The organism is Methylomonas montana (assembly GCF_030490285.1).
Taxonomy (GTDB): Bacteria; Pseudomonadota; Gammaproteobacteria; order Methylococcales; family Methylomonadaceae; genus Methylomonas; species Methylomonas montana.
Window position 1 is genome coordinate 3,216,290 of sequence record NZ_CP129884.1, and the last position, 22,890, is coordinate 3,239,179.

26 protein-coding genes and 1 tRNA gene are annotated in these 22,890 nt (G+C 50.9%); 6 read left to right on the forward strand and 21 right to left on the reverse strand.

The genetic code is table 11. From position 1 onward, the window contains the following. Positions 1-38: 38 nt before the first annotated feature. The 6 genes from QZJ86_RS14795 to QZJ86_RS14820 all read left to right on the forward strand — a co-directional run bounded on the left by QZJ86_RS14795 (position 39) and on the right by QZJ86_RS14820 (position 3,588). The gene (locus tag QZJ86_RS14795; RefSeq protein ID WP_301671217.1) at positions 39-428 is read left to right on the forward strand and encodes a VOC family protein; all 390 of its coding nucleotides are present in this window, start codon (positions 39-41) and stop codon (positions 426-428) included. 39 nt (positions 429-467) lie between these two features. Next, positions 468-905: a VOC family protein gene (locus QZJ86_RS14800; protein WP_301671220.1), complete on the forward strand. Its 438-nt coding sequence runs from the start codon at positions 468-470 to the stop codon at positions 903-905. A gap of 155 nt (positions 906-1,060) precedes the next feature. Continuing rightward, positions 1,061-1,525 (forward strand): SRPBCC family protein, encoded by a 465-nt coding sequence (locus QZJ86_RS14805; RefSeq protein WP_301671222.1) that lies wholly within the window; start codon positions 1,061-1,063, stop codon positions 1,523-1,525. 226 nt (positions 1,526-1,751) lie between these two features. Next, positions 1,752-2,264, forward strand: a complete 513-nt coding sequence (locus QZJ86_RS14810) for a helix-turn-helix domain-containing protein (protein WP_301671224.1) — start codon at positions 1,752-1,754, stop codon at positions 2,262-2,264. Beyond that, on the forward strand, positions 2,234-2,764 hold the full coding sequence (locus QZJ86_RS14815; protein WP_301671226.1) for an IS630 family transposase: 531 nt from the start codon (positions 2,234-2,236) through the stop codon (positions 2,762-2,764). Before QZJ86_RS14810 ends, QZJ86_RS14815 begins: the two co-directional genes overlap by 31 nt. After that, on the forward strand, positions 2,761-3,588 hold the full coding sequence (locus QZJ86_RS14820; protein ID WP_301938996.1) for an IS5 family transposase: 828 nt from the start codon (positions 2,761-2,763) through the stop codon (positions 3,586-3,588). Before QZJ86_RS14815 ends, QZJ86_RS14820 begins: the two co-directional genes overlap by 4 nt. Before the next feature lie 310 nt (positions 3,589-3,898). On the opposite strand, the gene QZJ86_RS14825 is transcribed toward QZJ86_RS14820, so the two are convergent. The 21 genes from QZJ86_RS14825 to QZJ86_RS14925 form a co-directional block, all read right to left on the reverse strand. Further along, positions 3,899-3,974, reverse strand: a tRNA-Thr gene (locus QZJ86_RS14825). A gap of 75 nt (positions 3,975-4,049) precedes the next feature. Further along, positions 4,050-4,892, reverse strand: a complete 843-nt coding sequence (locus QZJ86_RS14830) for a sulfite exporter TauE/SafE family protein (RefSeq protein ID WP_301671228.1) — start codon at positions 4,890-4,892, stop codon at positions 4,050-4,052. Further along, the gene (locus QZJ86_RS14835) at positions 4,893-7,343 is read right to left on the reverse strand and encodes a heavy metal translocating P-type ATPase (protein ID WP_301671230.1); all 2,451 of its coding nucleotides are present in this window, start codon (positions 7,341-7,343) and stop codon (positions 4,893-4,895) included. A gap of 68 nt (positions 7,344-7,411) precedes the next feature. Further along, complete coding sequence (locus QZJ86_RS14840; RefSeq protein ID WP_301671232.1) at positions 7,412-8,026, reverse strand: hypothetical protein; 615 nt, start codon at positions 8,024-8,026, stop codon at positions 7,412-7,414. A 101-nt stretch (positions 8,027-8,127) separates the two neighbouring features. After that, complete coding sequence (locus QZJ86_RS14845; protein ID WP_301671234.1) at positions 8,128-8,421, reverse strand: hypothetical protein; 294 nt, start codon at positions 8,419-8,421, stop codon at positions 8,128-8,130. A gap of 18 nt (positions 8,422-8,439) precedes the next feature. After that, on the reverse strand, positions 8,440-8,625 hold the full coding sequence (locus tag QZJ86_RS14850) for a heavy metal translocating P-type ATPase metal-binding domain-containing protein (RefSeq protein WP_301671236.1): 186 nt from the start codon (positions 8,623-8,625) through the stop codon (positions 8,440-8,442). A gap of 216 nt (positions 8,626-8,841) precedes the next feature. After that, a complete protein-coding gene (locus QZJ86_RS14855; protein ID WP_301671238.1) occupies positions 8,842-9,051 on the reverse strand; it encodes a hypothetical protein in 210 nt (69 codons plus the stop codon). A 334-nt stretch (positions 9,052-9,385) separates the two neighbouring features. Next, positions 9,386-10,606 carry an aspartate kinase gene (locus QZJ86_RS14860; RefSeq protein ID WP_301671240.1) on the reverse strand — a complete coding sequence of 407 codons (1,221 nt, stop codon included), beginning with the start codon at positions 10,604-10,606 and terminating at the stop codon, positions 9,386-9,388. A 96-nt stretch (positions 10,607-10,702) separates the two neighbouring features. Beyond that, on the reverse strand, positions 10,703-11,110 hold the full coding sequence (locus QZJ86_RS14865; protein WP_301671242.1) for a PIN domain-containing protein: 408 nt from the start codon (positions 11,108-11,110) through the stop codon (positions 10,703-10,705). Beyond that, positions 11,100-11,306 carry a DUF2281 domain-containing protein gene (locus QZJ86_RS14870; protein WP_301671244.1) on the reverse strand — a complete coding sequence of 69 codons (207 nt, stop codon included), beginning with the start codon at positions 11,304-11,306 and terminating at the stop codon, positions 11,100-11,102. The genes QZJ86_RS14865 and QZJ86_RS14870 overlap by 11 nt, the downstream gene beginning before the upstream one ends. Before the next feature lie 453 nt (positions 11,307-11,759). Further along, entirely contained in the window at positions 11,760-12,125 is a 366-nt protein-coding gene (locus QZJ86_RS14875; protein ID WP_301671245.1) for a 50S ribosomal protein L32, read from the reverse strand. 324 nt (positions 12,126-12,449) lie between these two features. Continuing rightward, a complete protein-coding gene (locus tag QZJ86_RS14880) occupies positions 12,450-12,632 on the reverse strand; it encodes a type II toxin-antitoxin system HicA family toxin (RefSeq protein ID WP_320415823.1) in 183 nt (60 codons plus the stop codon). Next, positions 12,629-12,820 (reverse strand): type II toxin-antitoxin system HicB family antitoxin, encoded by a 192-nt coding sequence (locus tag QZJ86_RS14885; protein ID WP_301671249.1) that lies wholly within the window; start codon positions 12,818-12,820, stop codon positions 12,629-12,631. The genes QZJ86_RS14880 and QZJ86_RS14885 overlap by 4 nt, the downstream gene beginning before the upstream one ends. A gap of 51 nt (positions 12,821-12,871) precedes the next feature. Next, on the reverse strand, positions 12,872-15,481 hold the full coding sequence (alaS, locus tag QZJ86_RS14890; protein WP_301671251.1) for an alanine--tRNA ligase: 2,610 nt from the start codon (positions 15,479-15,481) through the stop codon (positions 12,872-12,874). 332 nt (positions 15,482-15,813) lie between these two features. Further along, complete coding sequence (locus QZJ86_RS14895) at positions 15,814-16,848, reverse strand: IS5 family transposase (protein WP_301671253.1); 1,035 nt, start codon at positions 16,846-16,848, stop codon at positions 15,814-15,816. A gap of 277 nt (positions 16,849-17,125) precedes the next feature. After that, a complete protein-coding gene (locus QZJ86_RS14900; RefSeq protein ID WP_301671254.1) occupies positions 17,126-18,256 on the reverse strand; it encodes an acyltransferase family protein in 1,131 nt (376 codons plus the stop codon). 156 nt (positions 18,257-18,412) lie between these two features. After that, a complete protein-coding gene (locus QZJ86_RS14905; RefSeq protein WP_301671255.1) occupies positions 18,413-18,889 on the reverse strand; it encodes a regulatory protein RecX in 477 nt (158 codons plus the stop codon). Beyond that, complete coding sequence (recA, locus tag QZJ86_RS14910) at positions 18,873-19,925, reverse strand: recombinase RecA (protein WP_301671256.1); 1,053 nt, start codon at positions 19,923-19,925, stop codon at positions 18,873-18,875. The genes QZJ86_RS14905 and recA overlap by 17 nt, the downstream gene beginning before the upstream one ends. A gap of 88 nt (positions 19,926-20,013) precedes the next feature. After that, positions 20,014-21,315: a cobyrinate a,c-diamide synthase gene (locus QZJ86_RS14915; RefSeq protein ID WP_320415824.1), complete on the reverse strand. Its 1,302-nt coding sequence runs from the start codon at positions 21,313-21,315 to the stop codon at positions 20,014-20,016. A 308-nt stretch (positions 21,316-21,623) separates the two neighbouring features. After that, positions 21,624-22,343 carry a DUF2490 domain-containing protein gene (locus QZJ86_RS14920; protein ID WP_301671257.1) on the reverse strand — a complete coding sequence of 240 codons (720 nt, stop codon included), beginning with the start codon at positions 22,341-22,343 and terminating at the stop codon, positions 21,624-21,626. A 29-nt stretch (positions 22,344-22,372) separates the two neighbouring features. Next, the gene (locus tag QZJ86_RS14925) at positions 22,373-22,882 is read right to left on the reverse strand and encodes an NADH-quinone oxidoreductase subunit B family protein (protein WP_301671258.1); all 510 of its coding nucleotides are present in this window, start codon (positions 22,880-22,882) and stop codon (positions 22,373-22,375) included. Between the last annotated feature and the right edge of the window lie 8 nt (positions 22,883-22,890).

The following is a 22,890-nucleotide window of genomic DNA, read 5'->3' on the forward strand; positions in this document are numbered from 1 at the left end:
TGTCTCGGAAAACCATGTACGACGAGCTAGGAGAGAGTATGAAAATCAAATTAAACAGTATATTTGTAGACAATCAAGACAAGGCGTTAGTGTTTTATACCGAGGTTTTGGGTTTTATCAAGCGCAACGAAATTTCGGCTGGCAAGTTTAAATGGCTGACAGTGGTTTCTCCGGATGGGCCTGACGATGTCGATGTCGAACTCGTACTCGAACCCAATGTAAATCCAGTGGCCAAGACGTATCAGGAAGCGATTTTCAGACAAGGCATACCCATCACCGCGTTTGAAGTCGAGGATATTCATGCCGAGTTTGAAAGATTAAAAGGGCGGGGGGTGATATTCACGGTCGAACCCACGCAGACGGGACCGGTAACGATTGCGATTTTTTCCGATACCTGCGGCAATCTGATACAACTCTATCAAGTGTAACAAAAACTATTTACTCTCAAATTAATGAAGGCAAAACCAATGTCAATAAAAATGAACACTACAAAGGCAACTATTTTCCCGTGTCTGCGCTATCGCGATGCGCTCGCAGCCATTGAATGGCTCTGTGCGACTTTCGGATTCGAGAAGCAAACCGTCTATCCGAACGACGATGGTACGATTGCTCATGCACAACTGACATTGGGTGACGGCATGATCATGCTCGGGTCGGTTCTTGAAAAAAAATCTGAGTGGGGGCATTTAATAAAGCAACCCGACGAAATAGGCGGTGTTGAAACACAATCCCCTTATGTGCTTGTTGCCGATGCTGATGCCGTCTTTGCTCGGGCAACGGCTGCCGGGGCAAAAATTGTTGTGAAGATCAAAGACGAAGACTACGGCGGTCGGGGTTTTAGTTGCTACGACCTGGAAGGTCATCTCTGGAGCTTCGGCACCTACGATCCATGGGATCGAGCGTGACTCAGATGAACTGAATGCCCTTTATCTCCCGCCTTTGGCCGACAGAGTCGCAGTTGAATCGGACCATGGTTTGGCAAGAACAGCATTACACTGGCCGATAGAGGATTCCTGTCTGGCACTAGACACTTACCGCACTTATCAACCACGGAGGCATCATGAACCAGCAGCGAATCTTCGAGGTAATTTATATCCGAACCTCAATAACTGCGCTCTGGGACGCGCTGACAAACCCTGATGTCACTCAGCGCTACTGGTTTGACACCCGCATCGAGTCCGATTGGAAATTTGGATCAAAAGTGCAGTATCTGCGCAATGGGGAATTAACTGATGAACACGTCATCTTGTCAATCAAAAAGCATCACACCTTAAGCCACACATTCAAACCGCTTTTTGGGGAGTTTAAATCCGAATCTCCATCGCGTGTCACACTCACCATGGAAGAAAGCGGCGAGGTCGTGCGCTTAACCATTATCCACGACAATTTTCCACCGGAAAGTAAAGTTTTTCGCGCTTGCAGTGATGGCTGGCCCATGATTCTTTGCAACCTCAAGACCTTGCTTGAAACAGGTATGACACTTCCAGCGTATACTTTTTTACCGCAGTCAGCCCGCTTTCAATAAGCCAATGGTCGATAATGGCATGATTGTTCTCGGCACTTCACCCTGCTGTACGCAATTTTAAGTGATCTTAGAGGATATCCGGCACAACTTGTGCTAAATGTTATGAATATTGAATAATCTACTGATTTATAAATACCTTTTGTGGGTTATGAGTTAAGTAAAAATATATAACCGATTTAAAAACATAGGCTAAGCTCATGTTATTCATAACCGACCATAGCCAGCCATGTTGCCACCTTTAGAATTGAGCGAACCGGAATGCATTACACTCCAGGCGCTAGCCGAGCATCACCCGTATCCCGATTTCCGTCGCCGAGCCCTGGGCTTGCTTGCGCTCTCCAAAGGCCATTCATTTTCGGTGGTTGCCGAAATTCTCGGCGTCACGCTGCCGACACCGTACAACTGGGTCAAGGCGTGGCGGAACCAAGGCTTGGTCGGCTTGTTAAACGGTCATCAAGGCGGCGCCCCGACCAAACTCACCTCAAAATGGGTGGACGCGGCCGAGCGGATTGCGCGCGAATCGCCCTGTACCTTGGCCGAAATCGACCGACAGTTGCGAGAAATCCATCCCGACGCGCCAGCTTTCAGTCTCGATTCTTTGGCTCGTCATCTGAAAAAGCGAGGCTTGTCGTTTACCCGTACCCGGTTATCGTTGAAAAAAAACGCGACCCTGAACGCTTCCACGCCTCGCAAGACAACCTCAAACGCTTGCAAACGGCTGCGCTCGCCCATCAATTGAGCCTGTTCTATCTGGACGAGAGCGGCTTTTCCAATATCCCCAATGTTCAAAGAGCCTGGGCGCCCAAAGGCAAACCCCATGCTGCCGACGCCAGTTTGGGCAGGCAGCGCGTCAATGTCATTGGCGCCTTGGAATTTAACAGCGGTCGTCTTTGGTATGACTTACACAGCCAAGCCGTCAAACGCCCAGAAGTCACTGAATTGATCGACCGGATTTCCGGGCGCGAACAGCGTATGCCACTAACCGTAGTGGTGCTTGATAACGCGACGATGCACCATCACTTCGATTCAGACAAATTAGATGAATGGCTGATTGAACATCGCTTGATTTTGCTCCATTTGCCGCCATACAGCCCTGAACTCAACCTGATCGAAATCGTTTGGAAACACGCCAAATACCACTGGCGTCGATTCATCACTTGGTCGAAAGAACAATTACGCCAGGAAGTCGCAAAACTCATGGATTCTGTCGGCCATCAATTTAAAATTTGTTTTACGTGATTACTTATCAGGAAATTTCGGATGATTTTTGGGATCTTGTTGCGCCTTTATTGGAGCGGTTCAAACGCCGAAAGCCGGGTGGTTCCAAACCGCTGGAGTTCCGAGTTCTATTGAACGGCATCTTCTACCTCCTCAAAACGGGCTGCCAGTGGGCGTTTTTGCCGAGCTTCTACGGATCGAAAAGCACACTTCACGAACATTTTCAGCGTTGGGCGAGCGCCGGTATTTTCGCCGAAATGTTCAGACTGGGGGCGGCCAGGTATGAAGAACTCCAAGGATTCAAGTGGGACTGGCAGTCCATGGATGGCAGTCTGGTGCAAGCCCCTACGCGCCAATCGACAAGTCTGTCGGAGGAAGGGGTGGGCAGAAACCCCACGGATCGCGGCAAGAGTGGTAGCAAAATTCATCTCTTGACGGATCAGGAAGGCATGCCTTGTGGCGTGGCGCTGGCGGGTGCCAATGTTCACGACAGCCGATTAGTGACGGCCCCCGTCGAAGGTCTCGCCTTGTCCGCACCGAAAATCAAGCCTATGGAGGAAAGGCCTCACCTCTGTTTGGATAAAGCGTACGACATGAAACGCGTTGAGATCGAGGTGCTAAACCATGGCTACACACCGCATATCCGTCGGATTGGCGAGGAAAAACAGCACGTGACTCAGGACAGTCATCCCGCCAGACGCTGGGTGGTCGAGCGCACCTTTGCATGGTTGAAAGGATTTCGGGCTATCAGGACCCGCTACACCTGCAGGGGAGCCAACTATTTGGCATTGCTCCATCTGGCCTGCACTCTTGTACTCACTCGGCGGCTAGAGGCTATCGCCTAGCATCTTATGTGCCGGATATCCTCTTAGTGACTAGACGGGAATGAATGACGGTTTTTTGGAGTGTATCTGTTGAAAAAATCGGTTTTTGTAATCTTGCCCCTATTTCACAGACAAGTCATTAAGCGTATAGCAAAATAGCCAGAGCAACAGCATATCGAGGCCCCCAAAAGCTGAAGAAATTATCTGGTTAAACAAAATTGTGTCGACGCGCTGAATCAATAATATGAACTATCCGCCTGATAATTTTGGTCAGGATTTTGGACAAGCAATAAAAAGGCCTAGGTGAAAACACCTAAGCCTTTGATAAATATGGAGCTGGCGATGGGACTCGAACCCGCGACCGGCTGATTACAAATCAGCTGCTCTACCAACTGAGCTACGCCAGCAAAGTATCCGCGCATTATACCTGATATTTTTAACTTTTCTAGCCAAAAATTATCACTACCCCAATCAGACTGTCATTACACGCCTTGAATGCTGCTCAGCATGCTACCTATGTAATTTAGCGTGTCGTTCAGAAAAACAATTAATTGATCAAGCTTATCCTGCACAAACACCAGGAAATGGCTGTGATTGAAGTTCTGATCCCGGTAGAAACTCAAGCCGTTGTTAATAGTATTGGCGCCCATCAACAGCATGACTAGCGCCGCTGCCTTCAACATTAAACCGCGCAATTTCACGCTCATTCTGCCGAACGCCACGCTGATAAACAGCATCATCGGCAACGTCCCGGCGCCAAATGCCAGCATCAATGCGCCGCCTTCAACTAACGTGCTGGCCGTGGTAGCTTTTACGGCCATGGCAAAAGTCAGCATGCAAGGCATCAATCCATTCAATACGCCGGCTATTACCGATCCCAACAATGGCCCTTTCTGATTGGCAGCCGCATAGCCTTTGCGCAAGACTTGCATGGGAAGCAATCGCACGGAACCTTGCCACGGTATCCAGCCTAATACCCCCAGAGCCAACACTACCACGACTGCGCCCATCAATATTTGCAAGATACTTTGGATCTTACCGAACAAGCCGCTTGAGACCAACACCACGCCCAATGAAGCAGCCAATACGCCAATCATGGTATACACGGAAATTCGCGCGGCTTGATAGGCAATATAAGGCAGATAGCTGCGGCTTTTCCCGGCTCGCATGAAATAACCGGATACCAGCGCGCCACACATTCCCAGGCAATGCCCGCTACCCAAAAATCCGGCGATAAATGCCAGCGAGTAATCGAACCCCGAGGCAACCGCCATTTCGGTCATGCCGTGCATGGCATGATCCATACCTTCCATATTGTGTTCCATTTATTTATTCAATCTGAGTGAATTGACGATGACGGACACCGAACTCAAGGCCATTGCCGCGGAAGCGATCATCGGATTGAGCTTGCCCAGTGCCGCCACCGGGATGGCGACCGTGTTGTAACCGAACGCCCAAAATAGATTTTGTTTGATGACACGAATGGTAAACGCACTAAGTTCTATTGTATCGGTGACCTTACCGATATCGCCCTGCACCAACGTCAGGTCGGCGGATTCGATGGCGATGTCGGTGCCGCTGCCGACCGCAAAACCGACATCTGCGGCAGCCAGCGCCGGCGCATCGTTAATGCCGTCGCCTATCATGCCGACATTATGGCCTTCCTCCTGAAGTTGCCGAATAATTTGCAGCTTTTGATCGGGCTTGGCATTCGCGACCACATCGGCTATGCCGACCTTGTCGGCGATGTAATATGCGGTTTTTTCGGTATCGCCGGTCACCATCATGGTTCTGATACCCAATTGATGCAGGCGCTCGATTGCCGCCGCCGCTTCCGGACGCGGACTGTCGGCGACGGCAAACACGGCTGCTTCCTTGCCGTTGATAGCCATGTACACCGGCGTTTGCCCTTGCGACGCAAAATTGTCGGCCTGCTCGACCAGCCGGACCACATCGACTTGCTGACTTTCCAGCCAAACCCGATTTCCCAGCAGCAATTTGTAACCGTCCACCTCTGCACGAATACCGTGGCCGGTTTCGCTATAAAAATATGCGCAATCCTGCAACTCGATACCCGCGTCGCGGGCATAAGTCACCACGGCTTTACCGAGGAAATGCTCGGAGTTGTTCTCGGCGGATGCCGCCAGCATCACTAATTTATTCTCGGTCAGTCGGGATATTTTGTATACCTGACTGACCTTGGGCTTGCCTTCGGTGATCGTGCCGGTCTTGTCGAAGACAATGGCATTCAGTTTACTGGCGATTTCCAGACTTTCGCCGTTGCGGATATACACGCCCTGCTTGGCGGCCTGACCGGTGCCGACCATGATTGCCGCCGGTGTTGCCAGACCCAACGCGCAAGGGCAAGCGATCAATAGCACCGTGATGGCATTGCCGAAAGCAAAAGCAAACGGTGCGCCAGCCAGCAGCCAGCCCACAAGGGTCACACCGGAAATTGCCATCACTGCCGGCACGAATACCGCCGAAATTTTATCGACCTGTTTCTGAATCGGCAGTTTGGCTGCCTGAGCCTGATCGACCATATGCACGATGCCGGCCAGCACCGTATCCATGTCTATCGCCGTAGCCTTGATATGCAACACGCCGTTGCCGTTGACGCAACCGCCGATTACTTGATGCCCAATGCTCTTCACCACCGGCATACTCTCGCCGGTGATCATTGCTTCATCGACGGTGGAAAGACCGTGCACCACCACGCCGTCGGTTGGGATTTTTTCGCCAGGCCTAACCAGCATCACATCGTTGATTTTGATGTCGTCGATATCGACGATTCGTTCGCTACCCTCGTCCGTCAACAGCGTCGCGGTTTGCGGTTGCAAATCGACCAATTTACGTATCGCTTCGCCGGCCTTGCCTCTGGCCCGTTCTTCCAGATAACGGCCCAGCAATACAAAGGTGATAATGGCCGACGCCGCCTCGAAATAGACATGTCCGCGCCGCCTAAAAAGAGACGGAATGCTGTAGCTGTAAGCCGAACCCACCCCCAACGCGATCAAGCTATCCATGTTGGCCGCGCGCTGCTTGGCCAGCCGATACGCTTTGCTAAAAAACTGGCGGCCGGTGCCAAATACCACCTGCGTGGTCAGTGCAAACTGCAACCAGTGCATCCAGGTACGGCCGCCCATCGTCATGGCTATCGTCACCACCGGCGCGGTTAACAGCCCTGCCCATACAAATCGACGCCGGGCTACGTCAATTCGTTGCAACTCCTTTTCGATAAGCTTCTTCCGCTGCGACAGCGTATCGATGGGCATTGCGCTATAGCCCAGTTTTTCGATCTTATCTATCACCTCCGCCTTGCTGAGCTGACCATGCACCGTGACGGTTTCGGTGGCAAAGTTGACACCAGCTTTTTTCACGCGTTCGTCGCGGTTTAAAACCATTTCGATCAATAACGCGCAAGACGCGCAACTCATGCCTTGCACCGCCAAATCGACCTCTTGCAACGGCCCGTCGAAGGTTTTTTTCTTGTCTTTTTTTAACTCGGTCTGCTTCAGCGCGATATTGCCCAACACCGCGTCCAACATAATCAGCAAGTTTTTCGCCGGCAATCGGCCGGAGTCGAATTCGATCACCACCGAACCAATTGCAAACACCGAACGCACCCGTTTAATTTCAGGGCGTTTTTTCAGCAGAATTTCCAGGATATAGCCGCGTTCCGGATCGTTAAGTAACACCGACGTGATAATCCGAATTCGATTTTGTAGCTGATGTCGGACGGAAAAATGCGCGTAGTTTCGAGTATCGGTTTCCATGGGCGACTGAGGATTTGATTGACGGGAGAGCTGATCCATTGCAAACAATGGATCAGCATTGACGATGTCTACTTAGGCCGGCGCGAACGAACTAACAGGAAAAACATATAAAACACCGCCATCCACTCGTAGCGATGCACAATCGGCTTGACCAGCCACTCTTGAGTGATGCGGGTCCAATGGGTTTTGATCAGATACAACACCAGCACATCGTTCAAGAAATCTATCGTGGCTTTCTCGGGGTTCTTGATCAAGGCCTTGGGGCCATTGGTACCAAGCTTGCCGATGATTTTGGCGGCTTGCACCGTTTCCTTGCCGGCTTGATATTTCTGATTGAACCAACCGCCAATGCGGGTATGCTTCAAACGTTTTTTGATACCAAGAACCGACTTTTTCGCCTGCTCCACCAACGGCTTACTTTCAAAATGGCCTTGCTGTTCAAGTTCGGCCAAAATTTGAAACAGCTGCGTCGCTAAACCGCTAAAGCCGCAAACCATCTCATCGTAGCGAATGGATAATTTACCCTGCCCCCGGTATAACTTAACCACCTTGACGCCGTTAATAACGGCCAGTTTTTCGCTTATCAATGCCGCCACAATCGGCTGACAGGCTGGCGGCGGCACCTGAAAGCGCACGTGGCCGTCATTTCGATAACGCAGTACAAATTCTTTTTGGATAGCCATAAGTCAACAGAAAAAGTAAAACGGGCGGTCCTGCTGTTGCAGGGACCACCCGTTTCAAGTTACAGCCCAATGCCCAAGATCAACGATAGAATCAAGCAGTTTTAATTGCCTTCTTTGGCTTCGGCGACGATGTCTTCGAGATTTTCCTTTTGATGCAAGACAAAATCCTTACCGGCATCAATGGTTTTTGTAGCGCCGGAAATAATTTCTTTCCGATATTTGTACACGAAATACCCCGCCACGATACCGGCTCCGAAAACCAATAACGGATGTTTTGCCAATTTAGTCATTAATTTTCCTCCAGTGTTAACGGTTGCGGTCGCCAATGTCCCGGCCACCACCTGCTTGCTCATCGATGCGCCGTTCGAACTTTTCGATACGTCGTTATGCGCCATATGCTTCCTCTGTGTTTGTTAGGACGTTGTCGATTTGGAATCGTCGGCTTCCTCCTGCAGAACTTGAGCTTCGTGAAGCATCTGATAAATCCCTTTACAGCCCTCGCAACAAAAGCGTTTATCGCCTTCCAGGGTTTTTAGTTCAAAACCCTCAACTTCGACAGCTAAGCCGCAAAGATCACAACTTTTCTTGTTCTCATCCATTGTCACACGAACCCGCTTCTAGTTACCGACGACACTCCTGGTTGCAGATTATAAACGTCTACCCTACGAAGGCCAAACAAACCCAGCATTCTTCGACAAATCCAGTGTTGTTGAAAGCATTTAAGTCCAGCCACCGATGATTTTCGTGTGTTGCCGGCAACGCCAATCGGCCACCATGCATCGAAAGCAATTAACCCCTGAAGAACGGCAAATGCATTACCGCTTGCCGTGAGCCGCCCGGCTAGACGCCTTCATCAAGGCGATTCTCAACGCACCGGTCAGACTAGCGCTCAAACCCAGACGCATCGCCAGTGCCGGCACCAAAATCATAGACGCCACAGCCAATCCCGCCCCCAGCACTAAACCACCGGTATTGATTTGCTGCGCCACTACTTCTTGATTTACAACCATTAATTCTTGAGCCATCGATTTACCTCACGCAGAAAAAATTAAAATCCACCCAAGGTAAAAATGCACAAAGAATGCCAAAATATAATCATTTGATTATATTGAACAAACGCAAAAACCGCGTAAAAACGCGCTAAAAACAAGGGATATACCCTGATATTTTTCAGTTATTTAACATAGTTTTTATTAAAAAATCAAAAGACCGCCCTTTTAACCACTATCGCCTCAGCGTTGCGATACCCCAAGCAGCGGATTGATTCGTTACAACTATTCAATGTCTTTTCAAGTGCTGGCGGTTTTCGCCCTCTCCTGTTGGAGAGGGTTTTGGTGCTGAGCAGGCTTAACCGGAACGCTATTCCTGATCCAAATCAAACGCTTTGTGCAAGGCGCGCACCGCCAGTTCCAAATATTTCTCGTCAACCACCACGGAAATCTTGATTTCGGACGTCGAGATCATTTGGATATTGATGCCCTCGTCGGCCAGCACCTTGAACATCGTGCTGGCGATACCGGCGTGCGAGCGCATGCCGACACCGACGATAGACACCTTGACGATACTGTTATCGCCGATGACAGCGGTATTGCCGCCCAGATCGGCGCACAAACCTTCCAACACCTTTTGAGCACGGGCGAAGTCGTTACGGTTGACGGTAAAGGTAAAATCGGTGGTGCCGTGCGCGGAAATGTTCTGCACGATCATATCCACTTCGATATTCTCGGCGGCGATCGGTCCCAGAATTTTCGACGCCACACCCGGCAGATCAGGCACACCGGTCAGCGTCAGCTTCGCCTCGTCCCGGTTGAAAGCTATGCCCGAAATTAACGCTCTTTCCATTTCTGATTCCTCGTAGGTAATTAGGGTGCCGTTGCCGTCCATGAACGAAGACAACACGCGCAATTTGACATTGTATTTGCCGGCGAATTCGACCGAACGGATTTGCAATACTTTTGAGCCCAGGCTGGCCATTTCCAGCATTTCCTCGAAGGTGATGCGATCCAGGCGACGGGCTTTCGGTACCACGCGTGGGTCAGTGGTGTAAACGCCGTCGACATCGGTGTAGATATGGCACTCGTCCGCCTTCAGCGCCGCAGCCAGTGCCACACCGGTGGTGTCCGAGCCGCCACGCCCCAATGTCGTAATGTTGCCATGCTCATCCACGCCCTGAAAGCCGGCCACCACAACCACCCGACCGGCATCCAAATCGGCACGCATATTGGCTTCGTCTATTTCCCGAATCCGGGCCTTGGTGTGGGCGCTATCGGTCAGAATGCGCACTTGGGCGCCGGTATAGGAACGCGCCTCGCAACCTAGCTGATGCAAGGCCATCGACAGCAACGCGATGGTGACCTGCTCACCGGTGGACAGCAACACGTCCAACTCCCGGTCCGTTGGTTGCGGCTGCATTTCTTTCGCCAGCCCCACGAGGCGATTGGTTTCACCGCTCATCGCGGACACCACCACCACAATCTGATCGCCCGCATCGCGGGCTGTTTTCACTTTCTCGGCGACCGCCTTGATACGTTCCACCGTACCAACGGAAGTGCCGCCAAATTTATAGACGTACAATGCCATGTTTTTATTGACCTTCTAGGCTTTTTATTACTCCCTCGCCGTGCTGGAGAGGGTTGGAGTGATGACAATCGAATAAAGCAAATCCGTTAATTTTAATCAGACTACCTTGAACGGATTCACCACCGTTAAACAGTCATCAAAAACTTGCCCGTGCTGCATATCTTCGGAATACAGTTTCTCACAATTTGCCAGCAGGGCCGCAGCAACAATCAGACTATCCCAATGTGATAAAGCATACCGCTTAGCCAAGTCCATGGCTTTGCGAATGGTAGCCACATCAACCGCAACCACTTCGCACAAATCCAATAAACTCTGTGCAATTTCATAGGCTTCTGATAATGAAAAACCATGCTTTCTGGTCAGCACACTGATTGTCTCGTTGACGACTTGGGTGCTGATCACCGGTGACGCTTGAATAATATCCATCGCCGCCAATGACTTGTTCTGATCTTGCGACTCGGCATAAACAAACAGGTGGGTATCCGCAAATACCTTAGCGGTCATAACAGTCTTCGCGGTGGAATTTTTCAGCTTTATAACGGCCGCGATATTTAGCCAACGTCGCTAGCGCCTTTTCCCGACGCAAGCGATCTTCGTCGGCTTGTTTGGCTTTCAAGCTTTCCGCAAAACTCAATACCTCGCAGGCTGTTTGTTCGGGCAAGGTTTTGACTGTCTCGTAAATTTGTTCTGCAATGTTCATCGTTTTCAACCATCTGTGTTGATTGATCGTCATAAATATTGTGTCGCTATCGCGACAGATTATTTCTACGTCGGTTCGCGGACCGACAACCGCGATACTTTCTTTTGCGCCGCCAAAAGAAAGTATCCAAAGAAAAGGCTGCCCGGACGCCGCTTTAATCCTGTGCTCCTCGCTTTTGGCGGGGGTTGACGAAAGGGACTTCCTGCCCCTTCGTCAACGCAATGCATCCCTGCATCGCCCCTATCGGGCTGATCCCATCGAAAGCTCCGGTGCTCGGCGCGGCATACGGGACGAAAACCATCTCGATATTTAAAGGAACTCAGTAAATGCCGAATGTAGATTGCACCTAACGCAAAAAGACGCATCGATCGAGATCGATGCACTTCTCTTTGCGAGGTACCTACAGACTATAAAACCAGACACCCCGCCTATCAGAAAATCCAAGCTGCATTTCTAGTGTTTACGGTTTTTTCCAGACTCAATCGCACCACCACTAGTAACCCGTCCAGTGGTAAAAATATCGTTCTTACTTCTTAACTGATCATAGTCAGGTAATTCTTCCGACGGATAAGGACGAACAATTTTTTTCCGCTCCTTTTCCATTGGAATATTTCTATCCTTGTTTACTTGTTTGTTTGGAACTACCTTCTCAGTCTTTTGTTGACTCGTAGCTTTTTTGTTTTTTGCAGTTTTCGCTTTTGGACTGAGTCTTTTGGAGGCAATAAAGCTGTAACCACAATGAGTACACGCCATGAGTCTTCTCTTTTGTTTTCCACATTGAGGACAATCTTCGAATCGACTTGCCTTAATTTTTTTCATATCTAAATCAAATAAGAGTCGTAACCCAACGCTTGCCACTCCGAATGTTGGGTTACGCTATGGCTAACCCACTGTACACTGGGTCGGGTGTTATCCCGTTTGCCGCGCCGAGCACCGGAGCTTTTAAACGGAATAGCCCGATAGGGGCGTCGCAGGGATTCGGCGCGTTGACGGAGGGGCTGGGAAGCCCCTTCTGTCAACCCCGTTCAAAAGCGAGGAGCGTAGGATCAAAGCGGCATCCGGGTCGCATTTTCTTTGGATACTTTCTTTTGGCGAAACAAAAGAAAGTATCTCGCCCGTCGGTGCGAGAACCGACTAAAAATACTATTTACCACTCAATTTCTTGATAATAGTTTTCGCCAGATAATCGTTGATCTCATTATGCCTCGGCACTGCCTGAGATTGCCGCGTTTCTTCGTTGGTATACCAATCGTGGTTGCCACCATGCCTGGATAAACGACAACCCATTTCTTCAAGAATTTTTAGCAAATCCCTTCTTTTTATCAAGCGACCTGCAAAGTCTCCACTTTACGAATAAAAGGAATTTCCTGCGTTTCAAAATCCTTAAACAAATCCAACAAGTTTTCCTGCAATTCCTGCTTGGTTTCGCCTTGCGTTAAATAATCAGGATACTCATTCAGAAAACCCAAATAAAAATCGCCGTCTTTCCAGCAAGTATATTCAACCGTTTTCATTGTCACTCCCAACAAAAGCTTTACAGTAAATGATAACGCCCACCGTAACGATTAACCAAGCCTCTCCCTCACCCACTCCGGTACCGCCGCCAACGCCGCCGGCAATCCGGCAGGATCATTTCCCCCAGCCTGCGCCATATCCGGCCGGCCGCCGCCTTTTCCGCCCACTTGAGTCGCCACAAAGTTCACCAACTCGCCGGCTTTGACCTTGTCCATCGCATCCTTGGACACACTGGCGATCAGGCTGACTTTATCGCCGCTGACCGCCGCCAACACCAAGGCCGCGCTGCCCAGCTTGTTTTTCAACTGGTCGGCCAGGTCGCGCAAGGCTTTTGGGTCGACGTCGTCCAATTTTACGGCCAGCACTTTCACACCGTTGACATCGACGGCTTGGCTGGTCATTTCATCGCCGGCCGAGCTAGCCAGTTTGGCTTTGAGTTTTTCCAGCTCTTTTTCCAGACCGCGGGTTTTTTCCATCAGTTGATGGACTTTGTCGGCGGCTTTGTCCGGTGCTGCTTTCAACAAACCGGCGATGCTGAGCAAGGCTTTTTCGCGCTGATCGATCCAATCCAATGCGCCTTGGCCGGTCACTGCTTCCAGACGTCTGACGCCGGCCGCGACACCGGTTTCGCCGACGATTTTGAACAAGCCGATGTCACCGGCTCTATCGACGTGGGTGCCGCCGCACAACTCGGTGGAGAACTCACCGATTTTCAACACCCGCACTTCGTCACCGTATTTCTCGCCGAACAAGGCCATCGCGCCGGCTTTCACCGCATCGTCTTTCGCCATGATTTCGGCGGCTACCGGGTTGTTCAAACGAATCTGTTCGTTGACCAAACGTTCGACGGTAGCAATTTCCGCCGGTGTCATCGGTTCGAAATGCGAGAAGTCGAAACGTAAACGCTCGGCGTTGACCTGCGAGCCTTTTTGCGCGACATGCTCGCCCAATGTCGCCCGCAACGCGGCATGCAATAAGTGAGTAGCCGAATGGTTGCGTTCGGTGGCTTTACGAATCTCGGCGTCGACGCTGACTTCGCAGGCCTGACCTTCGCTGAGCGTGCCCCGCAACACTTTACCTTTATGCAGGAATAGTTTGCCGCCCTGTTTCTGGGTATCGTGAACTTCGAAAACCGCGTCGCCGCATTCGATGCGACCGGTGTCGCCGACTTGGCCGCCGGACTCGGCATAGAATGGGGTTTGATCCAGAATCACCACGCCTTCGTCGCCCGCTTCCAAAGCATCGACCGGCTGGCCTTGCTTGAACAAGCCCAGAATTTGCACCGAGCCGTCCAGATGGAAATAGCCGGTAAATTCGGTGCTGCTGTCGTGTTTGATGTCTTGATCGTAATCGGCCGCAAAGCTGCCGCCAGCCCGTGCCCGGTCGCGCTGCGCCGCCATTTCCACTTCGAAACCGGCATGATCGACGCTGAGTTTGTGTTCACGGGCAAAATCGGCGGTCAAATCCACCGGGAAGCCGTAAGTGTCGTACAACAAGAACACCACATCGCCGGGGATGACATGACCATCCAGCTTGGCGACGCAGTTTTCCAGGATTTTCATGCCCTGCTCCAGGGTTTCCGCGAAGCGTTCTTCTTCTTTTTTCAACACCCGCTCGACTTGTTCCTGAGCCTTTACCAGCTCAGGATAAGCCGCGCCCATCTCTGCGACCAGCGGCGCGACCAGTTTGTAGAAGAATGTGTCTTGAATGCCTAAACGGTAACCATGACGAATCGCCCGCCGCACGATGCGGCGCAACACGTAGCCGCGGCCTTCGTTGGACGGCAACACGCCATCGGCCACCAGGAACGCGCAAGAACGAATGTGGTCGGCAATCACTCGCAACGAGCTATTCGTCAAATCGGTGGTGCCAGCCAACTGCGCGGCGACTTTTAATAGGTTTTGGAACAAATCGATTTCGTAGTTGCTATGCACGCCTTGCATCACCGCCGAAATCCGCTCCAGGCCCATGCCGGTATCGACCGACGGCGCCGGCAGCGGCGTCAGGTTGCCGTCCTTATCACGATCGTATTGCATGAACACCAAGTTCCAGATTTCGATGTAGCGGTCGCCGTCTTCGTCCGGACTGCCGGGAGGGCCGCCGGCGACATGTTCGCCATGATCGTAAAAAATCTCGGTACAAGGACCACAGGGACCGACGTCGCCCATCGACCAGAAATTGTCCTTGGCGCCAATCCGCGAGAAGCGTTTGGGATCGTGCTTTACGTCTTCCAGCCAGATCGCTTCGGCTTCGGAATCTTCCTCGAACACCGTTACCCACAATCTTTCCTGTGGAATGCCCAATTCCTTGGTCAAAAAGTCCCAGGCAAAATGAATGGCATCTCTTTTGAAATAATCGCCGAAGCTAAAGTTGCCGAGCATTTCGAAGAAGGTATGGTGGCGCGCGGTATAACCAACGTTTTCCAAATCGTTATGCTTGCCGCCGGCCCGCACGCAGCGTTGGCTGGTTGCGGCGCGAGTGAAATCGAGTTTCTCACGGCCCAGGAACACATCCTTAAACTGCACCATCCCGGCGTTGGTAAACAACAGTGTGGGGTCGTTGCCTGGCACCAGAGAGCTGGACGGTTGCACGGCGTGACCGTGTTGGCGAAAGAATTCCAGAAAGGCGGCCCGCAATTCGGCGCTGGTCATTTTTTTCATTGTGTTTATGTCTTCAGTTTAATTTTAATTCTTTCCAGAATCGGGGCGGTTCGGCTCACCCAAAATTGGATCGCTAGGAAGTGACAGTTTCTATACTGTTAGGTTTCTTCTCAAGCCTTTTAGCTCAATCCACTAACCATGCCAGTTTCGTTAATCCATGTTTTCTGTGCAATTAAAGGGAGCCTCGAAATACCGGCAAAATTGCCGCAGGTTCTGGGTATTCAGTTTATGCTCAAAGCAGAAAACAGATTTGGCGCCTTATTTTCGCCCTGTTTGGGGCTGTTTTTATCCTGAAATCGCCATTTTTGACGATTTCAGGCGCACTTTGCCCGTCAGAAGGCAAAAGCAGGCTTAATGCCGCCAGTCCTTAAACTGCAGAGGCGACGTAAATTATAAGTGGCCACCTTGAAGTTCAGTTGTAACGTGGCGCGAGCTAGCCCAATACTACGCAAGCCTTTGCCACCCATCTGTTCCAAGCTGGCAAACACATGCTCAACCCGTGCACGGGTTTTGGCAATCCGCGTATTGCGCCGCTTTTGGCAGTCGGATAGCGGTTTGCCTTTGGCCGCCTTGCGTTGGATATGCACCCGAAGACCTGACGCTTTGATTCGCGCTTCACGTTCTTTGTCCACATAGCCTTTGTCAGCATACAGTTCGCGGCCGGTATTAAAAGTGTCCAGCACCTCATCCAGATGCAAGGTATCGTGCTCGCTGGCCGTGCTGACTTTAACTTTACGAACCAGTTTGTATCGCTTATCCACGTTGGCTGACAACTTGTATCCGAAGTACGATTTGCCATGCTTTTTTGTCCACATCGCATCGATGTCTTTTTGCCGACGCTTGGCAGGTGACCAGTCGATAGGCATGGCCTGCTCTTCGATCAGGGCTTTCTCGCCTTTAGGCCGATGCTGCTTGGGCGCGGGCACGATGCTGGCATCAATCATTTGGCCACCACGCGCCAGATAGCCGTGCTTATCTAATTCCCGATTCGCGGCTTCAAAGATCGTTTCACTGGCTCCCGCCGCCATCAGTCGCTCACGGAATGTCCAGAACGTGGTGCGATCGGGGATCTGGCTGCTGTGCCTTAGCCCGGCAAACCGTTGGAAACTCAAACGATCCAGCAATTGAAATTCCAGTTGTTCGTCGCTGAGGTTGTACAGTTGCTGCAATAACAACGTACGAACCATGATTTCGGTCGGAAACGGCGGACGACCGCCGCGCTCCCGACTGGGTCGGGGTGCCGCTGCATCAATCGCAGCTGCTAAGGCGGCGAAATCAACATGCTCTTCCAGGATTTGAAGAACATCACCTAACTTGTTCAGCTTGGTTTCTCGTTCTTCGGCGGCAAACAGGCTTTCTTTGATCATGGGCTTTAGAATCCGTTGGATGATGCGACTATTTTCTCATGGGTGCCGGTTTTTCGAGGTGCCCTAAAGTATCGTTTTTTATCAATTGAATAAAGTGCTCAACCACTAACAGTCTCAACTTAAAAATCAACTCGCATAGACTGGTGCAAAATTTCAGCATCCATCTCGATAATATTCCATTTATTGACAGATTGGCTCATTACTAACACTCAAATAACCTCATCCCCAGAATTTATCAAAACCATGAGGACATCAATAATAATTAACTCTCCTAGAGCTAACAAACCATATTCCTCTGTGTTCTAATTCGTGACTGTATAAAAGGACGCTCACAAAAATGATAGAAAACCCATGAAATAAGAACAGTACCCAGAACAATCACGATCGGCTTAAGAAAACTATGGGATAGAGACAAATTGTCAGCAACCTTTTCGGAAATCTGATACATCTTTGGGTGTAATAAATACAAAGAATAAGAAATGGTCCCTAAAAGCGTTACACATTTTAGAGGAAAAGAAAACATCGGATTAATACTATTGATACAGCGTTTTAACATCGGCTCCATAGGCGATATAGCCCAAAGAGCTAAAGCACAAAGTATTGCAAAATTTAACCAGTCATCTCCAAATTTTCTTAAAACATTATCGAGCTGCCCTTGTCGAGCAAAATAAATCACCAATACCGTTATAGTCAAAACCAGGAATACAGATAGTAATAGCCCCCAGCTCCTCGACAGCCTTAGCAAGGTTAAATTATTTTTCAGCAAATAGTAAACGCAAATGCCAACGGCAAACAAAGGCCAGTACCCTAGGAATAATCCGGTATATCTAATATCCTGAAAAAAAAGACTCACAAAAGTCACGATAGCTAATACATTGACAAAATGTTTTTTAGATAATAACGCCAGAAAAACTACAAGATAGAATTGAAACTCTATCGCCAGTGACCAATAAACTGGATTAATTCCCGAAAACAATGAATGCAACGACTGCCCATCCGAACCGTAAAATACCTTTATCAATGTAATGACTTGAACCCAATCAGTTAAATTAAAGTTCTGCCAGTCGCGATAAGGCCAAGCCAATTGCCCGGTTCTAATATACGAGACAATTTCCAAAAGATAAGGTACGCATAAAATAACTAGTATAGACGCCCAAAACGGTGGATATATCCTTAAAAATCTTTTTTTTAAAAATTTCAAGGGGGAGTCCTGCTTGCTAATAAAACCGTCTGCCGAGGCGGTTATGCAATATCCGGATATCACAAAAAAAAGTGGCACTCCGTAAAAACCGTATTTAGCCAAAACAAACCACCCAGAAGAATAAGGACGAACTTGCTCAGCAATGTGAAAAAGAAAAACCGCGAAGGAAGCTAAGCCTCTGGCTAAATCGATAGTTATACTCAACATTCACCAAATCCAGGCAATAACACTAAAATTTCAACGTATTTAGCTAATACAAAACTCATCTTATTGCCTTAGGTTCCGATTTTGCCATCGACTGACATTCCAACACTACCAATAATTTGCTCGCGATACGATCAAACCTACAGATTCAAGCGTTTCTTACTCCAGCCTGCGCAATCTAATCTTCAACTCCGCAAACAAGCGCTTAATCATCTCGCCACTAAAACCGCGTTGCTGCAAGAAGCGACTGCGTTTTAGCCATTCGTTTTGGGGCAGCGATTTTTCGTCGCCGTATTTGCCCAAATACACGTCTAACAACAGATTCTGCCAACCGCCCTGCTCTTCGGCCTGTGCGTCCAGATCGGCATCGTTGATACCGCGCTGTTGCAATTCGTAGCGTAGTCGGATCGGCCCGTAACCGCTTTGGATACGCTGACGGACATAACATTCGGCGTAGCGCTGGTCGTTCTGCCAGTTCTGCTCGGCCATCTCAGCAATGACCGGCTCGACTTCATCGCGGTTAAAGCCGCGTAGCGCCAACTTGTCCAGCAATTCCCGGCGGCTATGTTCGCGCCGGGCCAATAACCTTAGGCAGACGGCCTCGATCTGTTGCCGGCGTTCAATCGCCGTCGACAAACTCGGCGTCGTCGTCTTCACTGACTGCTGCCGGTGCGGTCGCTAACTTGGCAAAGGCTTTTTCGCGGATCGCTTTTTCCAGTTCGGCAGCCTTATCCGGGTTATCGCGTAAAAACTGCTTGGCGTTGTCCTTGCCCTGACCGATTTTCTCGTTGTTGTAGGCATACCAGGAACCGGACTTTTGCACGAAGCCAAATTCCACGCCCAAGTCCACCAGTTCGCCGAAGAAGGACACGCCTTCGCCATAGAGAATTTCGAAATCGGCTTGTTTGAACGGTGGCGCGACTTTGTTTTTAACCACTTTGACGCGGGTTTCGTTGCCGATCACTTCGTCGCCTTTCTTGATAGAACCGATGCGGCGAATATCCAGACGTACCGAGGCATAGAACTTCAAGGCGTTACCGCCGGTGGTGGTTTCCGGATTGCCGAACATCACGCCGATTTTCATCCGCAACTGGTTGATGAAAATCACCAGGGTGTTGGAGCGTTTGATGTTGGCGGTGAGTTTGCGTAAGGCTTGCGACATCAATCGGGCTTGCAAGCCCATATGCGAGTCGCCCATATCGCCTTCGATTTCGGCTTTCGGCGTCAATGCGGCGACCGAGTCGATCACCACGATGTCGACCGCACCGGAGCGCACCAGCATGTCGGTGATTTCCAAAGCCTGCTCGCCGGTATCCGGCTGCGACACTAATAAGTCGTCGATATTCACGCCAATCTTTTGCGCATAGATAGGATCCAGCGCGTGCTCGGCATCGACAAACGCTGCCGTGCCGCCCAGTTTTTGCATTTGGGCGATGGTCTGCAGCGTTAAAGTGGTTTTGCCGGACGACTCAGGCCCGTAGATTTCGATGATCCTGCCGCGCGGCAAGCCGCCAACGCCGAGGGCAATATCCAAGGACAGCGAGCCGGTCGACACGACTTCGATATCGCGGCTGGCAGCAACGTCGCCCATCCGCATCACGGAGCCCTTGCCGAATTGTTTTTCGATCTGCATCAACGCGGCGCCCAGCGCCTTTTTCTTGTTTTCGTCCATTTTAGTACCTGCTGTTGTCTGGCCGGTGAAAGCCGCGCATTATCCCATAGACCCTGGACGTGAAACAGTTTTAATATCCATGCTCAACTTAGAAAAAGCTGGCTGCAAGCTGCGGGTTGAAGGGGAAATACAAGTGCAGATAAGAGGCTTGCAGGGAGCCTTTGCGGAAAAAGCCTTCGCCATGCCCAAAGCTGCGTTGCGCGTTGGATACAGCAAACGGGTCTAATGTGGTTTCCAGTTTGGAAAAATGAAAACTGTGGCCGCGAATCTCGCCCTGCTCCAGTTGCAGGCTATGCATGCCTAGATTGACCAACCGACTTTGCATATACGCGCTGCCTGACAATAAGCCCAGCATCTCCGCCCGATGGCCTTCTTTATCCGCCAAACTCTCCAGCAAATACAAGAAGCCTCCGCACTCGGCATAGATCGCTTTACCTGCTTGATGATGCGCAGTTAGAGCCTGCTTCATCGCCAAGTTATCGGCCAAAGCTTGCAGATGCAGCTCTGGATAGCCGCCTGGCAAGTAAACGCTATTGGCCTCCGGCAAAGCACTGTCCGCCAGCGGCGAGAAGAAGCGTAGCTCGGCGCCCATCGCTTGCAGACAATCCAGATTGGCTTGATAGAGAAACGAAAACGCCGCGTCGCGCGCCACCGCGATGCGTTTACCCTGCAACAATCGTGGCGGCGGATTGGTCGAAACGGCTGCAAAGGTGACTGGCTCGGGCAAAAGGCAGGGCGTAAAACTATTTAATAATTCTGCGGCCCGCGCCAGCCGGACATTCAGATCGCCGATTTCCTCGGCCTGCAGCAAGCCCAAATGCCGGGACGGCAAGCCCACTGCGTCGTCTCGACTCATCGCCGCCAACAAGGGCATGTCCGTTGGCAAGGCTTCCTGCAACATCCTGGCATGACCCGCACTACCAACCTTGTTGGCGATCACGCCAGCGAACGGCAAACCAGGCCGGTAATTGGCCAAGCCGTAAGCCACGGCAGCAAAGGTTTGCGCCATGCCTTGCGCGTCGATCACCGCCGCCACCGGCACCGCCAAGGCTTGGGCCAGATCGGCGCTGCTACTGTCACCGTCGAACAAGCCCATCACGCCTTCGATCAAAATCAGATCGGCGTCGCCAGCGGCGCGATACAACATCTCCCGGCAATGCGCCTCGCCCATCATCCATAAATCCAGTTGATAGACAGGCTGCCCGCTGGCGTAAGCCAAAATCTGCGGATCGATGAAATCCGGTCCGGTCTTGAATACCCGTACCCTGCGGCCTTGTTGTCTATGATAATAAGCCAGCGCGGCGGTGACAGTGGTCTTGCCTTGCCCGGAGGCAGGGGCGCTGATCAACATGGCCGGGCAATGCCTGGTATGGATATTTGAATGCATCATGAATGCGGAGTATTGGAAATTTCAATCGGCTATTTTACTGCCCAGTTGACCTCTGCGGATAAATACAATCTTCAATATCCGGTCAATTAGCTGGTTAAACAACAATAGACTTTTGACCCAAGCATCGCGGATCAAAAAAAGACCGGTCGCAAACAGCGTACCGGTCCAGGCAGGAGCCACGAGGTTCTGAGTAAAGTCATATCGCTACTGCATCGTTTCGATGCTGCAAAATGCTTGGACGAATTAGTTGAGGCGGAATAGCGTAAATTCAAGGAGCCGTATTGCCAGCCGCTGACGACGCCCCTCGCTCAAAAATTAATAAACAGTGACGCCATCCCCAAATGATGCATGGTGGCGTTTCGATGACTGGCATCGTCGATATATTGGTTCAGATAACCCAGCTCGGCTCGAACATTTTTATTAAAACTCCAGCCCAGCCCGCCAAACACCCGGTTTTGGTCGAAGCCGGATTTGCCGCCCCAAGTGGTCGTATTAACCCGATAGAACGCCTCGTCCCAGGCGATGAAACTCAGGCGCGGTTCAAATTCGAACGGATGCATGAATTTAATCATTTGCCGTGGCCGTTCCCGGACTTGGTCGCCACGTAAAAAATTAGTCTCCCACATGGTGCGGAAGGTGAATGTACCACTATCGGTCGGCAGGATGTAACGAAACGCCGGCCAGACATCCTGCTGGGAAATATAAGATTTGCCGATATTCTGAGTGGGCAACCAGGTATAGCCAGCCCAAATCGTGGCGCGATCGCTCAGCGAATAACCGACCGCCGTACGTACCATGCCTTGATACCAATGCTCCCAATTGCCGTCGAAACGCGATTGCCCTTCCAGCCAGACACGGCCTTTTTCCCACTTGGGATCGAGCACCGCCAAACTCCCCTCGCCGACTATTTGTAGCCAGGCGCCTGTGTCTTCGGCCAGTTCACCAGCCAGAACCGATTGTAAACTCGATACCAAGCCAAGCAGTATTAAGATTTTGACGCAAAAAAACCGACTGATTTTATGGTTCATCGACGATCTCCAAATCGTACGGATAAGTATCAATGCCCGATTAAGCCCAGCAAGCCCTTCATCAAGGCCAGCGGCGTCGGCGGACAACCGGCAATCACCGCATCCACCGGAATCACATTGGATACCGCTCCGCAACTGGCGTACGACACGCCAAATTCGCCGCCGCAGGCCGCGCAATCGCCCACCGCAATCACCCATTTCGGATTCGGCGTGGCTTCGTAAGTGCGCAGCAACGCGGTCTGCATATGCCGCGATACCGGTCCGGTGACCAGCAACACATCGGCGTGGCGAGGCGAGGCGACGAAATGAATCCCAAAGCGCTCGATGTCATAATAAGGATTATTCAAGGCGTGGATTTCCAGCTCGCAGCCGTTGCAGGAACCGGCATCGACCTCGCGGATTGCGATGCTGCCGGCAAATTTGCTGTCAATATGCCGTTTGATAGCAATGCCCAATTGCTCCAGCTCGTCGTCCTTAGGCGGCTTGACCGACTCGGTGACGATGCCGGTAGCGAAGATTTTGTTGAAAATTCTCAGCATACTCGTCC

Bases quoted from the DNA above. Each gene is read 5' to 3' on its own strand.
- QZJ86_RS14795 (WP_301671217.1), top strand. From the start codon at position 39: ATGAAAATCAAATTAAACAGTATATTTGTAGACAATCAAGACAAGGCG.
- QZJ86_RS14800 (WP_301671220.1), top strand. From the start codon at position 468: ATGTCAATAAAAATGAACACTACAAAGGCAACTATTTTCCCGTGTCTG.
- QZJ86_RS14805 (WP_301671222.1), top strand. From the start codon at position 1,061: ATGAACCAGCAGCGAATCTTCGAGGTAATTTATATCCGAACCTCAATA.
- QZJ86_RS14810 (WP_301671224.1), top strand. From the start codon at position 1,752: ATGTTGCCACCTTTAGAATTGAGCGAACCGGAATGCATTACACTCCAG.
- QZJ86_RS14830 (WP_301671228.1), bottom strand. From the start codon at position 4,892: ATGGAACACAATATGGAAGGTATGGATCATGCCATGCACGGCATGACC.
- QZJ86_RS14835 (WP_301671230.1), bottom strand. From the start codon at position 7,343: ATGGAAACCGATACTCGAAACTACGCGCATTTTTCCGTCCGACATCAG.
- QZJ86_RS14840 (WP_301671232.1), bottom strand. From the start codon at position 8,026: ATGGCTATCCAAAAAGAATTTGTACTGCGTTATCGAAATGACGGCCAC.
- QZJ86_RS14845 (WP_301671234.1), bottom strand. From the start codon at position 8,421: ATGGCGCATAACGACGTATCGAAAAGTTCGAACGGCGCATCGATGAGC.
- QZJ86_RS14850 (WP_301671236.1), bottom strand. From the start codon at position 8,625: ATGGATGAGAACAAGAAAAGTTGTGATCTTTGCGGCTTAGCTGTCGAA.
- QZJ86_RS14855 (WP_301671238.1), bottom strand. From the start codon at position 9,051: ATGGCTCAAGAATTAATGGTTGTAAATCAAGAAGTAGTGGCGCAGCAA.
- QZJ86_RS14860 (WP_301671240.1), bottom strand. From the start codon at position 10,606: ATGGCATTGTACGTCTATAAATTTGGCGGCACTTCCGTTGGTACGGTG.
- QZJ86_RS14865 (WP_301671242.1), bottom strand. From the start codon at position 11,110: ATGACCGCTAAGGTATTTGCGGATACCCACCTGTTTGTTTATGCCGAG.
- QZJ86_RS14870 (WP_301671244.1), bottom strand. From the start codon at position 11,306: ATGAACATTGCAGAACAAATTTACGAGACAGTCAAAACCTTGCCCGAA.
- QZJ86_RS14875 (WP_301671245.1), bottom strand. From the start codon at position 12,125: ATGAAAAAAATTAAGGCAAGTCGATTCGAAGATTGTCCTCAATGTGGA.
- QZJ86_RS14885 (WP_301671249.1), bottom strand. From the start codon at position 12,820: ATGAAAACGGTTGAATATACTTGCTGGAAAGACGGCGATTTTTATTTG.
- alaS (WP_301671251.1), bottom strand. From the start codon at position 15,481: ATGAAAAAAATGACCAGCGCCGAATTGCGGGCCGCCTTTCTGGAATTC.
- QZJ86_RS14895 (WP_301671253.1), bottom strand. From the start codon at position 16,848: ATGATCAAAGAAAGCCTGTTTGCCGCCGAAGAACGAGAAACCAAGCTG.
- QZJ86_RS14900 (WP_301671254.1), bottom strand. From the start codon at position 18,256: ATGTTGAGTATAACTATCGATTTAGCCAGAGGCTTAGCTTCCTTCGCG.
- recA (WP_301671256.1), bottom strand. From the start codon at position 19,925: ATGGACGAAAACAAGAAAAAGGCGCTGGGCGCCGCGTTGATGCAGATC.
- QZJ86_RS14915 (WP_320415824.1), bottom strand. From the start codon at position 21,315: ATGATGCATTCAAATATCCATACCAGGCATTGCCCGGCCATGTTGATC.
- QZJ86_RS14920 (WP_301671257.1), bottom strand. From the start codon at position 22,343: ATGAACCATAAAATCAGTCGGTTTTTTTGCGTCAAAATCTTAATACTG.
- QZJ86_RS14925 (WP_301671258.1), bottom strand. From the start codon at position 22,882: ATGCTGAGAATTTTCAACAAAATCTTCGCTACCGGCATCGTCACCGAG.